Source organism: Adlercreutzia sp. ZJ176, from assembly GCF_011038975.1.
In the GTDB taxonomy this organism is placed as follows: Bacteria; Actinomycetota; Coriobacteriia; order Coriobacteriales; family Eggerthellaceae; genus CAAEEV01.
Window position 1 is genome coordinate 1 of the sequence record NZ_JAAKEC010000011.1, and the last position, 13314, is coordinate 13314.

Genomic DNA, 13314 nt, shown 5'->3' on the forward strand with positions numbered 1-13314 from the left:
CTTGATCTACGCCGCGCTGTTGCGCAAGAAGGTAGTGATGCCCCTGGCCTACCTGTGCTCGTAGGGCACTAAAAATCGAACCTTCAAAAATCAGCCCTATCAAGGGCGTAGGTCGTTGTACCCAAAAACGGGTTTGAACAGGTGTTTTAGTTGTCAAAGATACGTTCAATTAAGAGTGTTTTGCCTGATGGCGAGTTGATTATTGCGGTTTACTACCTAACATTTTGCCTAGAACCGGGAGGCGTGGCACTTCCCAACTACAACGAGTAGGCCGCACATGGCGGATCCTCCGATCTCTCGGAGGCGATGCGCTTGTTCTAGGTTTTTAAGGTTCGACATCACTTTTTTTGAAATACCCCTGTAAGGGGCTTGGGTAGGTGCGCCCTAAAATCAGGCTAATTTGGCAGAACCTCCATCGACTTTACTGTGTTTTACATTCATCATCGCAGATCAGGCTAAGCTTTTGCTCGAATCGTCCACACTAAATCCTGGATACCCCAAGTTTGCAGGACCAGCGACTTTCATGACAGGTTTCTGGTCATCGACGACGAAACCGTCTACCATATCGGTGCCTCTCTCAAGGATGCCGGGAAAAAGACTTTTGCTCTAGCACTCCTTAATGACGATGAAATAAAAGGGGCGCTTTTGAGTAAGCTTGAAGAGGAGTTCTGATCTGGTGTAGCGCATCGAAAGCGTTAATCCCTTACTTATAATCCCAGCAAGCCGTCGTGTTTGGGATATGTGGTGGTAGCATTAAATGCGGACATTCTTTCGGTTCGACGGGAGTTCAACCGGCTTGGCAGGCGTTGCCGCGTTTCCTAATGCGGCAATTCGACATAGCGCTATATGCTGTGACAGCTTTGACCTCCCATCTTGGGTTTGTTGATAAGATGTTTGCCACAGTAGGGCTTTGATGCCACTGTGCTTGTTGATGAAAAACCTCCGAAGTTTTGTAAGGGTCGGCCCTACCGTGGCTGGTCCCTAGTGTTTATGGTGTGGTTTCCTTACAGCTCATTCGCCAGAACGTCGGCTATTCGCTCGCTTGCGTGCCCATCGCCGTAGGGATTGGATGCATGCGACATCGACTCGTAAGCGGTGTGGTCGTCCAACATAAGCGAGAACTCTCGGTAGATGGTCGTCTCCTCGGTGCCGACCAGGCGCAGCGTGCCTGCCGCCACGCCCTCGGGGCGCTCGGTGGTGTCGCGCATGACGAGCACGGGCTTGCCGAGCGAGGGCGCCTCCTCCTGGATGCCGCCCGAGTCCGTGAGAATGAGATACGACCGAGCCATGAAGTTATGAAAGTCAACCACCTCGAGCGGGTCGATGATGCGCAGGCGGTCGAAGCCATCGAGTTCCTCGTGGGCGGCCTTCCGTACCTGCGGGTTCATGTGGATCGGGTAGACGGCCTTGGTGTCCGGACGTTCCTCCATGACGCGACGAATGGCACGAAACATGCAGTGCATGGGTTCGCCAAGGTTCTCGCGGCGGTGCGCCGTTATGAGGATGAGACGGCTCCCGACAGCCCAATCGAGCTCAGGGTGGAAGTAACTATCGCGCACCGTCGTATGCAACGCATCGATGCCAGTGTTGCCAGTCACCCAAATACGATCAGCTGGTTTGCACTCATCAAGCAGATTTTTTTTAGATGCCTCCGTTGGCGCAAAATACCAGTGACTCACTACGTCAACAGCCTGCCGATTGAACTCCTCCGGCCAAGGAGATTGGAGGTTGTGGGTGCGGAGGCCCGCCTCCACATGCCCCACAGGAATCTGCAGGTAGAAGCAAGCCAAGGCCGCCGCAAAACTCGTCGTCGTGTCGCCGTGTACAAGCACGCCATCGGGACGCTCAGCTTCCAACACCTCCTTGAGATTCAGCAACACGTTGCAAGTCACGTCAAAGAGCGTCTGACCAGGTTTCATGATCGCCAAGTCGTAATCTGGCACGACATCGAAGACCCGCAACACCTGATCGAGCATTTCTCGATGTTGACCCGTTACACAGACAACAGTTTCGAACTTCTCAGATCTTCCCTTTAGCTCGTTCACGAGAGGACACATTTTGATTGCTTCCGGTCGCGTACCAAATACCAGCATCATTTTCATTGTCATTTTCCTTTTACAATACCGCTAGGTTCTTTGATTTCCACTATGAGAGCAAATCGGGCATCTCAAAAAACCAGCGCCCACTAAATCCGGGATACCCTAAACTTCGAACCGCCATTCTGCAGATTAGAACTTTGAGCCGATAAGCTTAGCCGCTGCCCACGACGAGGGAACGACTCGGCCAAAAAGAAGCGCCTTGGCCAAACCATGATTCTCTATAAGAATTGGCTTGAGGTATATATTATTGAGATAATCCATCGAACGCAGCTCGTCACATGCCAAACGATACTCGGATAAGTTGTTGTTTCGTGCGGATATTAATGCGAGTTGCAGCAGAGAATAGATCACGCGATAATCAAAATAAGAGGACCATTCGCTATCCAGGCCAAACTCTTTCGAAATTACTCTTTGAGCCTTTGTGAGAAGCACATTGTCCCTGTATTTTTCTACGCTGGCATACGACGAACTCATAGAGACATGGCCAACGCGATAAAAGTAGAGCTGATCATCTACGGTCGTGATTCTCTCTGCCATCGCAAGCAACAGAGAGCAAGATCCATCGCTACATCGTTCAAGCATGCCCGAAAAGTTAGCTGCTCGTAGGTAATCCTTTTTGAAAAGCTTATTCCAAAGCTGCGTATTGCGCTCTACTGTATGAGGAGTCGCCTGCCCATCAATCCGTCTGAACCATTTCTTCTTTCGGGGTGTTTCTGCTGGGAAAAAGACATAGTCACAAAGGACAATCTGCGCATTTGTTTTCCTCGCTTTATCAATTAGAACTTTATACATTGCGGGCTGGACATAATCGTCCGAATCGACCCATCCGATATACTCTCCCCTTGCATGCTTTAGCCCCTCAATACGAGCTTGCGCCAAACCAACACCCGGGCCATCAACAAGAAAGAAGTTCTCGTAGCACTCGCAAAACCGACTCGCAATTGATCTCGTGCCATCAGTTGACGCGTCATCGACAAGCAAAACCTCGTAGACGAATCCCCTACTGTCGAGATTCACGAGGGACTGGAGGCATTCGCCGATGTAACGTTCCGTGTTCTTCGCGGGAACAATAATTGATATGTCCACTTTTGATTCCATAGAAGATAACCCTCTCAGTTCGCTATTCGATATTCGACCACTCTTGCCGGAACGCCAACCGCTACCGTTGTTTTCAAGGTTTTCTACCAACTTTTTGACTAGAACCAAAACCATCCTTCTCGGCACTGCCGAGATGCGATTCCCGATTCACAAGTTGCACCTGACTGGTAATTACCGCAGATTCCAAGTCGTTTAGAACGATTCGAGTAAACTCGCTTGAACCGCTTCCGTTCAATAATTCGGAGTCTAAAAAAAACTCATGCCTTCTAATGAAACGTTCGTCGCGTAAATAGTCGAGAACCGGCGCATCTACGCCTGATTTGACAATGTTGTCGTACATGAAAGCCTTAAGGAACGCATCCGAGAAGCGATTGAGCATTACGTCTGTCATCGGCGGGATGACCAGAGCGGGCTTGGCGCCGATTACCCTAATTTGCTCTACGATCTCGCGAAGGTACTTCCGATTGACTTCGAACTCTGATGCCATTCTTTCTGCTGGCGCAGCATCTTTCAGATTCTCCAGGCCGAAGTTCCTACACCATGCCTGCTCCATGCAAAGTGCTTCTTCTTCCCGCTCTTCTTCACTCGTGCACTGACGAACTGGCGTCGTCACGGAAGCATCCCTCACAACAGAGAGCAAAGCCCTTTTCGATGACAGAACGGGCAACATACGCTCCTGAAGCGCAATCAGAGGGCTGTATTCCCTGATGTCCTCACGAGGCAGAAAATGGTAATACATTCGGTTGTTCTGCCCCGGGTAGTGAACCACAGCAAACAATAGCGGGGCAATGGCAACGATCACGATGGCGCCAGTCGCGAATCTGTCCGAATACCGGCGAAGTATCGCAAGATCGTACGAAAGGGTCTGCGACTTGAGCGCGAAGTTGAAGCCTTTGACCCTCGCAGCCTGGTAGTCGAACGCTTCGCGCGCATGCGCGGAGCCGAGATTGGCCACGGTCAGCTCCCTCGGCACCTCTTCGATGTATTTCTCCAGCTGCAAGACCTTGAGCTTCCAGTGGTTCGTTCCGAGGTATCTCACATTCGCCACAAAGACGCACGCGACGAGAGCCATCGCGACGATTAAAACGACTAGCAGCGCATCAACGAGCATGACTCGCCTCCGTCCAATGCAATGACCTGACCCGTCATATGGCGAGCTGCAGACGAAACGAGCCACACAGAAAGATCGGCGATTTCCTCGACAACGGCCATCCTTTCGTCAGACGCTGGTGGATACCCCAGCTCGCTTTCCGAGGATCTCCCATTGATAGGAGTAGCAACGGGTCCAGGCGCTATGGCATTCACCGTAACTCCCTTCCCGAGTAATTCCTTGCCAAGACCCTCCGTCAAGCCGCATATCCCGTGCTTGGAAGCCGCATAACATGACCATGCGCCCATAAGTCCCGTGTTCGAAGCAATGTTGATCACAGATGCCTCTATCTTCCTCTCGATGGCTCGCCTACAGAACTCCTGGGTTACAAAGAAAGTCCCTTTGAGATTCGAGTCAAGCACCTCATCCCATTTCTCCTCTGAGCAATCAAGGAACGAGGCGTACCTGTACACCCCGGCGCTGTTGACCAAAATGCTGGGGGGATCCAACGAAAACGCGTCCTCCATAACGCGCGCAATGGCTGCTCGATCTCGAACGTCTAGCTGATGTGCGACAAATCCCCTCTCGCCCAACTCTGCGAGCTTCGAGGCGTTTCTTCCTGTCACATGCACGACCGCTCCCTCGTCGCTGAATCTTTCGACAATCGCCAGGCCAATTCCGCTCGTCGCGCCGGTTACAAGTGCAGACCGCCCTTGTAACCTCGCGTCTGCTGAGAGAACATTGACGTTTGCATAGACGGGCTGCTTTGCCAACACGTCTTTAACCTTTTTCAGTATTTCAATCATAGAGCCCTTCTGTCCAGTATCGTCGATAGCAGCTTCCTCGCCAGCCTGACCAAATCAAAAGCCTTAACGACGCCGATCAGTAGAACGGAACTCGCAAGGAGCTTCAGCGCCACCGAATCGGCCATAAATGACAGCGCCATCCAGGCGACGAGAAGCACCCACACAACACCGACCCTCACGTTGAAGAGCATGCCCATGTCGAACGCGCCTTGAAAATAGAGCACAGCGAGCATGAACGTGAGCATGATGGCATAGCCCGCAAGAACAGCGCATGCCAAGCCGACAGCGCCGAGACTCAAGAGTGCAACCGTGCAAAAGATGGTCGCTATCGCCCAGATCAGGTTGCCCATGAAGGCTGTCCACATCTTCTGCCTTTGGATCACTTTTCGATTGACCCCATTGAGATATGATCCGACCACGCACGAAGCCATGAGCGCTGTCATGCAGTCGGAGAAGCTCGTTGCGTCATATGTTTCGCCGTACAGAACAGTCAGCACACCAGAAAACGGAGCGATGAGTGCAGATATCATTATTGCAACGATCCACTCAGTTAACATGCTGAGCCTCTCGATGCTTTCATCCGAATCCTTGGCGGCAATAAGAATAGGAAGCATCGCGTTTCCGAACGCGCCAAGAACGGTGGTGACCATCGTTCTCCACTGGAAGGCAGCAGAGTAGAGGCCGTACTCGGCATAACCTGCGGGCAAGTTGATAAGAAGGACGCCGCAGACCCAGTTCACCGGACCGACTAGAACGCCCGCAAGCATCGTCGGCAGAGCGAAGGAGCCCAGCAGTCGCAGCTCGCTTTTCGCACCTTTAAGATCGAGCCTTAAACTAAAGCGCCTCAGCTCCCTCCTAACAGAAACCCAGTACACCAGGTTAGTGACCACGGCAACAATAGCAAGTGCCACGATGTAGCCGTCCACTCCCCAGAGAGTAGCCGCAACGGGACAGAATATGATGTTCGCCATCCCTGAAACGATGTCAACCGTCATCACCTGTCGAAAGCGCTCCAAACCAACGAGTGTTCCCCGCTGGATTCCGTTATACGTGGAAAACGCGAGCGTTACTGCAGCTACTCTTAAGTAGGGGGCCATCGACGAGGACCCGAGCTGGGATTGCGCGATCGTATCCGCCGCCGCGAAAAGAATGACAGCAAAGGACACGGATGACACAAACCCTACAGCAGCCGACATGCCGAGTATTCGATTGAGGCGATCTTTGTCGCTGTCTCTTAGCTCAGCAGCAAAGCGGGTCGTCAGAACCCCCAGCCCCAAAGCAGCCATGGCTGCAAACACCGCTGTGGTATTGACCACTATGCTTGCCTGACCATAAAGTGTTGCGCCCAAGATGCGGGAGGCAAGCACCTGTGCTATGAAAGCAGCTCCTTTACTCGCGCAAAGCCCGGCTATATTGTAGCCAAGTGCAGAGCCTATTCGCGCAATGCCCCCCATAGAGTTAAACGCACCCCTTGCTCAAGAGCTTGCGAATCAGCCTCTTCGCCCTCAAAAGGAATGAATCAGAGGCGTTTCTTCGAATGGCGTAGTCGAAACCATGAGCCGCAAGATCGGCGTAGAAGCTCTCAGAGCGCGAGTCAAGCTTCACGCAGCGAGTCAAAGCGTTCATGTTGGCGGGTGTCAGCGCTTGCTCAAAGGGCACCTCATTCCAGACGAGTCGAGATGCGGCATCCTCGAACAGTCCAACTCCTCGCGTCGTGTTAACGAACACAACGGAGACGCCATGTGAGGTATCGATGTCAGGAAGGACCCTTTCAACGCCCCAGAAATCTCCCAGGGTCACGTCACTGCCGTGAGGCGTGCCCTTGAAGCGGCAACGCTCGCAGCATTCGCGTACGTAGAGAGGGTGGACGATGTATCCCCGCATGAACCCGTCGGTGTCTCTATCCTCGCGATAAACGCTTCCGTCGTCGAAGTCGACCCTCGTCGAGAATTGATTCCAGCTGATCTCTTTGTTCTTGAACCAAACCTTCGCCACACGGCTACCAGCGTTTCTCTCCAATGATTCGAGATACTTGCGATAGACAAGGGGCGAGTTGCACCCTAGACAAAGGAAATCAACGGTAAAGAGGTTCGCTGGATCGCCAACTAGCGTCTTCAATGCGGCTATCTCACACGGAGCTGCAGCGTACAAAACCTTGCGCCCAGCATCAAGAAGGCGCTTCGCTTCCAGATAGGTTTCTTTCTTGTCGCTTTGGGCATACTTCGACTGCCGAAGCCGCGGAAGATCACCTATATCCTCGACAAGTATATGGGCTATCTGGTTGTCCTTGTCGTACGCCGCACCGAATACCGCTCCTCCTTCGAGAAGTACCTCGGTTGCAAGCTCGGTGAACAAACCCCCCGAGGTGCTTAGGTAACGAGTATCTTCATTTCTTGAATATGCAGCATATGTGTGCATAACTGGCGTCAGGGCCGAGTCTGGCGATGATGACAAGACGGGGCATGACTGCACGCACTTTCCACACGAGACGCACGCGTTCTCGTCAACACAAGGGCAGAGGAAGCCCTTCTTATCCGGTTGCATGGAAACCGCATTCGTCGGACAGATGCTGTGGCAGGCCGTGCATCCTGTGCAATCCGTCGCATTTACCGTCTTTCCCACATGCGGTCTTCTCAATCCCACCAGACACCCTCCTTAATTACCTTTGCAGGGATGCCTGCGACCAACGAGTTGGGCGGTATGTCTTTGGTAACAAGTGCCCCCGCTGCGACTATCGATCCTTCACCGACGGTAACGCCCTTGAGAATAGTCGATCGAGTTCCGATCCATACATGATCGCCTATTACAACCGGTCTTGCAGCGACCGGTTGGCCGCAAATCGAATGATGATCGGAATCCATAATCGTCACGTCATGTGAAATGGCGACCTCTTTCCCTATGTTTATCGATTTGGCGCAACGAATCTTGCAGCTCGAGTTGATGTAGCCGCTTCCGAGGGTGAGCTCGCCTCCCGGAAACACAACGACATCGGCATCATAGAAAAATGAGAAGCTACCAAGCGCTCTCACCCTCGCTCCTTTGTCCAATCTGATAGTGGACTTTCTCTCACCTCGGCTGACGCAATTGGTATTGATGAATAGCCTCGCTCCTTCGTTAACTCGAAGCTCTGCCCCTCGCGCCATGCGAATTCGAGACCCCGCAAAAGGTATGACAACACCTTTTGCGGCCGGGTTCATGCATAAGCGCAGGACGCTTAGGTACGCGATGCGCAGCGCCATATGAACTTTTCTATTGAGGCCTTTCAGCATGCCTAACCCCAGCTTTCTACTGCCGAGCAGAATTTGTCTTTTGACTCAGAAGAACATGTTCCAGCTGCTTAAAACCGCTAGTCGTTTTCAGCGTTGATCTAATGTCTAATATCCGAGCAACAAGCTGCTCGTGAACCTTGGTCGATTCCCCCTGAAGCTCAACGAGTTTGCCGGGCAGCTTCTCATCAGCTTCGGTTAACGGGAGCGCCCAGCGATCCGATCCGTAAACGAACTCGCACATCCCCTGCGCCTTCTGGCTGTAGGAGAGCAAGATGGTCGGAACGCCCTCGCACATGGCGTTCACGGCGCAGTGCATGCGCGCGGCAACCACGAGGCAACACCGACGCAGCTGACGTTTAGCATCCAAAAAACCAGTGGGCTCAATCACTTTGGCACGCCCACGGTGAAAGTCATCCATGGCGTTGTATACTCTCCTCAGGAACACAGAATCATTGTCACCCGGATTGGGAGACAGTACGTGCGGAACTAGCAACGCAGGCATACTCACCTGATCCATAAGGCACTGCACCAACATCGCTAACCGCAAGATGTCAGCATCTGACACGGCTCCATTAATCTCTCGCAAGGACAGTGGACTTAAATTCACGCCCAAGTACTCGGCGTGCACCCAGCCATTACCTGCGCCCTCATCTTCTACAAAGAAAGCAGGATCGGGTAAAAGGCACACATTATTGGAGACACCTATTGATTCCAAATAAGTCATGCTGCGCCTCTCACGACAACATATGAGATCCACATCGCATAAGTGATTCGAATAGTAGTTTACAGCCGGCATCCAGTCTCCAAAAGGGCCCACGGAAGCACCGACCACCATCTCGGAGATGCCACGTTCCTGTGCCAACTCCCCTATACGTACAAGCTTATTGAAATACGGATAGCGACGCCGTAATCGCAAATAAGCCGGGATGGTGTAAATGTCACCCCCGATAGACACAAGCACGTCCGTACCGTCCAGCACGACCCCGTAGTTCTCACGTGTCGAGTCGAAAGGAATGCATAGCGTCCTAGCCACTCTATTGAGCACACGCAGCAGCATACTCCTGCGTCCAGCTCTTAGCTGCACCACTTCAATGCCTAGGTCAGCAACTTGTCGCACGTCATCCCGCGCTCTAGGCGAAAAGTATCTCACCCTCGCATTGGGGTAAACTTCGCGCAACATACGAGTTGTTCCTCGCACAATAGCCTCACACCCGTAGTTGTACAGACCCCCTATGCCGTAAAGAGAGAATACAGGTTGTTCCGGCCTAACGGCGGCGCTCTCAAATAATTTGTGAGTAGTTTTCCTGTCTTGGGGCATTTGCACACCTCAGCTCTCTATAAAATGAGGCCACCTATATGCGGCCCCTATAAAATATATAGTATTAAATATGGTTTTGTTATCTTTTACGCTCAGCAAGCCGTGCCTCAACCGTCTTCAAGATATCGCCCATAAGGGCAAACATGTCAACAGAATCGTAATAAGCCCTGGAGGCAGCAGACATCGTTAAATAATTAGAGTCAATGGCTGAAATAGCTTGCGCTATCGCTTTGGCGTCAAAGGATGATACAGTCTTTCCGCAGCCCCATATGTCAAAGATATAATTGAGGTTCGGGTTTGCGTTTGAGAGCATAGGAATACCAAATTTGGCATATTCAAACGTCTTGTTAGGGGCGCAAAATAGAGGATTGAGCGGCGAGAGGTGTCCCCTGAAGGGAAAATAGGAGAGGACACCTATATAGGCGTTACTCGTAACCTCAAGGTGCCTCGGTGCTTGAACGTAGGGAATATGAATGTATCGATCACTTACTTGATTCTCAAGAGGGTCTTCTATACCCATTGTCGCAAAAACGAATTCGCCACCGAGAAGCTCCACTGCTTCTAAGTAGGGCTTCAAGGGGCGCTCTCGGTGTGTGATGCCCTGATAAAGTACTATCTTTTGACCCGCAACAGCATCCATAACGGAACGGGCAGCGTAGTCACTTATGGCCTGGGACCTCTCCAAAGAACCGTTGTCAACAGGTTTGTTGGGAAGCACAAGGGGTAAATCTTTGAGGTTCCACCATGCCTGCGTGATATGAGCACGGGTACGCTCGGGCACAATAACAGCCAAGGACGAGTTACCTATGGCCTCGGCGTCCATTGCGGGAAATCTATGTCCAAGCCGATAACTCAAGCATTCTGCCAACTCCATGACGTGAAAAACGTAGTTCCGGCGAAGGATCTCTCGACCAAGAAACTTCATAGAGAGGTCAGCGGATACCCAAATAAGCGTGGTTTTGGACGAATAGCTTGCATCAATGAGCCGCCAAAGCTCGCCCTTGAGACGGACGACATCCAATAATTTGGATACGATAGGCTCTTTGCCAGAGTAAGGCGAAGAGAGCAGAGATATGCTTACCCCAGAGGGTAAAGATGCCGCATAGTCAGCTTCTGGGTGGTCTCTCGTCGAGATGAGACAGACATCAACACCGGCAGAGTCAAGTAATCTGGCCACATTCAAGACAGGGGGAAAGGCAATCACATCACCGATATGGACAATTATTACGTTTGTTATAGAGCGACTCAAGAGCGTTCCTCCTCGTTACATTGAGACATATCGATGGCCTTTCCATCCGTAGCCAGGGCGGATCCCCATAACAAGCCAAACCCCCTTTACAGAGCGCCCTGTTTATCTCGCATCAAAACACTTGCCTCGGAGGCGGTATTTCCCATGGCAACGAAAAGCCAGAGCATTAGCGCAACGTTGACGGTGTTTTGAATCATCGTTACCTCAAAGCAACCAAGAACGAGAAGCATGATAAGAGAGCAAAAGGCAACTCGTTTGACTTTCGACTCCTTGCCATCGGAGAACACAAGGGACCATAATCGAGCCAGAATACCTACGAAAAGAGCAAACCCTACTATCCCTCCCTGAAACAGTATGGTCAGATATGTGTTATGAAAAGACAGGCCGACTCCATCAGTTCCATTGATGACGCCAACGGAAACACGAGAATTAAGTCCATTTCCCAGCACAGGGTTCTCGCTGATTGCGGAAAACACCTGATCCCAGATGATATTTCTCCCTGAGAAGAAATTCGAACCGAAATAGTCTCGGGAAAACTGATTTATTTCATATCCTAAAACTGTACCGTACAACGAAACGTACACAAGAGGCACCGCAATTGAAAAGAAAATGATTGAACAGAATACTCCCCAACAAACCAGTCGACGGCGGATTAGAAAGCCATAGCCCCAATAGGCAAGCAAACCAGCTGCACAACATATTGCAGAGGCCCTATCTCCAATGAGAATAAATAGAACTACGAATGAGGCGCAAAGCACGAATCGTCTCTCGCACTCCAACAGCAGTACGCAAAATACCGCTAGAAGTGTTTTGTAGATTGTCATACTAAATACAGATTCAAACATTCTTATATGCGCATCACCACCTCCTGCAACGACAATTGCAAGAACAAATGGAGAAAGAAGCAAGCATAAAGCTAGTAACCATTTCCTAAAAGAACGAACGATAACGCTCTCGTAACCAACGGCGACCATCCCTAGCAAAAACAAGTACGCCACGATTTCCACTGCAAAAGTCCGTATCGCAAGACCGCTTGGGTCCTTCGCAAGTTCAAAAAGGTTCCAGAGGCAAGTCCCAATTACGAGAAACAGAAGAATTGAATCGAGCTTCTTTCCCGTTCGAATGAGATACCCATAAACCATTAGCACACAAGCAATTAGACAAGCGTAACCTAAGGCAACGAAAACCATATTGTCAAACAGATACACTAGACCCAGCGTCAAGGCACCTGGAATCGCACTCAGATACAGTGTTTTCTCTTCGTTTCTAGCTATTTTTCCCATTCGCAAGCTCTCTAAGCAAGGAAATCTCAACTTTAACGGTATTCTCTTCAGAAAATGTGAGGTTCTTATCCGTGCTCATTTCGACAGCTTCACAAAGCGCTCTACCTTTTCTCAAGTTTAATGCCAAGCTGTCTGTGTCTAAAAGTAAAACGTTAGAGAACGATGAGAGCATCTCGCGACATATCTCGATATCGGAGGTGATAACTGGAATGCCGTAAGTAGCTAGCTCGCATGCCATGACACCCTGTGTATCCTGCCTCGTCGGCATCAATGCAAATCTAGATCTGTTAACATACTTGAGCATTTCCTCATGTGAAAGAGTCCTGTCAATTAAAGTCATGTTTTTCGGGAGTTCGTTATATTTGAAATAGTCTCCTTTTCCAATCAGCAAGAATTTCATGTTCTGATTGAGAACTGCAGCCTCTACTACAACGTCAATGCAGTACTTTGGCGAATCAAAACTTGAACGTATGGTTATAAAATCAAATTCCTTGTCACATTTCTCGTCATATGAGTACGTCAGAAAGACCTTACCTATCCCATTGGGAATAACACGAATATCCAGTCCTTTGGCATCCGCACCGCGAAGCACGTACTTACAAAACGAATTGAGCATCCACTGGCTAACCATTACACAAGTAGTTTTATCTGCGTAATCGGAAATAAATCTCCGCCAACACTTCAATTTGAATAGATCATAGACATCCTGAACGGTTATGCGCCTCAGCCGATTCCTCGCGAAGGGAAACTCGGGAGGATAGCAATCATTTATGCGAAGAAATTCGTGGCCGTGTCCAAAAAGCACAAGGTGAGATATTTCATCAATATATCGTCGCAGTAGACGAAAATGCTTCCGTATATTAGGTGCATGAGCTATCACAATATCAAATGTTTGAATAAGGTCACTGGTTACATTTCGTTCAGGAATCACATCTATCCCATCAATCCTGTACTCATTTTTGGCAGAGAAATTGAGTACAGTAACCTGAATTCCATGGTCTCTGTAAGTGACATTGCGCACATGTACATACATGAGACTTTTTCCGCCAGCCGGATCAGGATATGTGGTTGCCAGAACGAGTACCCTCATTGATAACATAAA

The 13314-nt window shown here is 50.4% G+C and carries 11 protein-coding genes; all 11 read right to left on the reverse strand.

The genetic code is table 11. From position 1 onward, the window contains the following. Positions 1 to 1004: 1004 nt before the first annotated feature. The gene (gene wecB / locus G7Y50_RS07045; RefSeq protein ID WP_370458007.1) at positions 1005 to 2093 is read right to left on the reverse strand and encodes a non-hydrolyzing UDP-N-acetylglucosamine 2-epimerase; all 1089 of its coding nucleotides are present in this window, start codon (positions 2091 to 2093) and stop codon (positions 1005 to 1007) included. Between the two features lie 135 nt (positions 2094 to 2228). Beyond that, positions 2229 to 3305 (reverse strand): glycosyltransferase family 2 protein, encoded by a 1077-nt coding sequence (locus G7Y50_RS07050; protein ID WP_165051620.1) that lies wholly within the window; start codon positions 3303 to 3305, stop codon positions 2229 to 2231. Beyond that, positions 3271 to 4308 (reverse strand): hypothetical protein, encoded by a 1038-nt coding sequence (locus G7Y50_RS07055; RefSeq protein ID WP_165051611.1) that lies wholly within the window; start codon positions 4306 to 4308, stop codon positions 3271 to 3273. Before G7Y50_RS07055 ends, G7Y50_RS07050 begins: the two co-directional genes overlap by 35 nt. Next, entirely contained in the window at positions 4287 to 5093 is an 807-nt protein-coding gene (locus tag G7Y50_RS07060; protein WP_165051603.1) for an SDR family NAD(P)-dependent oxidoreductase, read from the reverse strand. Before G7Y50_RS07060 ends, G7Y50_RS07055 begins: the two co-directional genes overlap by 22 nt. Further along, positions 5090 to 6547, reverse strand: coding sequence for an oligosaccharide flippase family protein (locus G7Y50_RS07065; RefSeq protein ID WP_165051594.1), 1458 nt, complete (start codon positions 6545 to 6547; stop codon positions 5090 to 5092). The genes G7Y50_RS07060 and G7Y50_RS07065 overlap by 4 nt, the downstream gene beginning before the upstream one ends. Before the next feature lie 4 nt (positions 6548 to 6551). Continuing rightward, the gene (locus G7Y50_RS07070; RefSeq protein WP_165051573.1) at positions 6552 to 7715 is read right to left on the reverse strand and encodes a Coenzyme F420 hydrogenase/dehydrogenase, beta subunit C-terminal domain; all 1164 of its coding nucleotides are present in this window, start codon (positions 7713 to 7715) and stop codon (positions 6552 to 6554) included. An 11-nt stretch (positions 7716 to 7726) separates the two neighbouring features. Continuing rightward, positions 7727 to 8122: a DapH/DapD/GlmU-related protein gene (locus G7Y50_RS07075; protein WP_206214798.1), complete on the reverse strand. Its 396-nt coding sequence runs from the start codon at positions 8120 to 8122 to the stop codon at positions 7727 to 7729. A gap of 256 nt (positions 8123 to 8378) precedes the next feature. Further along, positions 8379 to 9680, reverse strand: a complete 1302-nt coding sequence (locus G7Y50_RS07080; RefSeq protein WP_255464131.1) for a polysaccharide pyruvyl transferase family protein — start codon at positions 9678 to 9680, stop codon at positions 8379 to 8381. A gap of 79 nt (positions 9681 to 9759) precedes the next feature. Then, complete coding sequence (locus G7Y50_RS07085) at positions 9760 to 10929, reverse strand: glycosyltransferase family 4 protein (protein ID WP_165051556.1); 1170 nt, start codon at positions 10927 to 10929, stop codon at positions 9760 to 9762. 86 nt (positions 10930 to 11015) lie between these two features. Then, the gene (locus G7Y50_RS07090) at positions 11016 to 12212 is read right to left on the reverse strand and encodes an O-antigen ligase (RefSeq protein ID WP_165051546.1); all 1197 of its coding nucleotides are present in this window, start codon (positions 12210 to 12212) and stop codon (positions 11016 to 11018) included. Continuing rightward, the gene (locus G7Y50_RS07095) at positions 12196 to 13311 is read right to left on the reverse strand and encodes a glycosyltransferase (protein WP_165057006.1); all 1116 of its coding nucleotides are present in this window, start codon (positions 13309 to 13311) and stop codon (positions 12196 to 12198) included. Before G7Y50_RS07095 ends, G7Y50_RS07090 begins: the two co-directional genes overlap by 17 nt. Between the last annotated feature and the right edge of the window lie 3 nt (positions 13312 to 13314).

What these genes read in the sequence shown, in the direction of transcription:
- G7Y50_RS07060 (WP_165051603.1), bottom strand. Translation starts at nt 5,093, where the DNA reads ATGATTGAAATACTGAAAAAGGTTAAAGACGTGTTGGCAAAGCAGCCC.
- G7Y50_RS07065 (WP_165051594.1), bottom strand. Translation starts at nt 6,547, where the DNA reads ATGGGGGGCATTGCGCGAATAGGCTCTGCACTTGGCTACAATATAGCC.
- G7Y50_RS07090 (WP_165051546.1), bottom strand. Translation starts at nt 12,212, where the DNA reads ATGGGAAAAATAGCTAGAAACGAAGAGAAAACACTGTATCTGAGTGCG.
- wecB (WP_370458007.1), bottom strand. Translation starts at nt 2,093, where the DNA reads ATGCTGGTATTTGGTACGCGACCGGAAGCAATCAAAATGTGTCCTCTC.
- G7Y50_RS07080 (WP_255464131.1), bottom strand. Translation starts at nt 9,680, where the DNA reads ATGCCCCAAGACAGGAAAACTACTCACAAATTATTTGAGAGCGCCGCC.
- G7Y50_RS07055 (WP_165051611.1), bottom strand. Translation starts at nt 4,308, where the DNA reads ATGCTCGTTGATGCGCTGCTAGTCGTTTTAATCGTCGCGATGGCTCTC.
- G7Y50_RS07095 (WP_165057006.1), bottom strand. Translation starts at nt 13,311, where the DNA reads ATGTTATCAATGAGGGTACTCGTTCTGGCAACCACATATCCTGATCCG.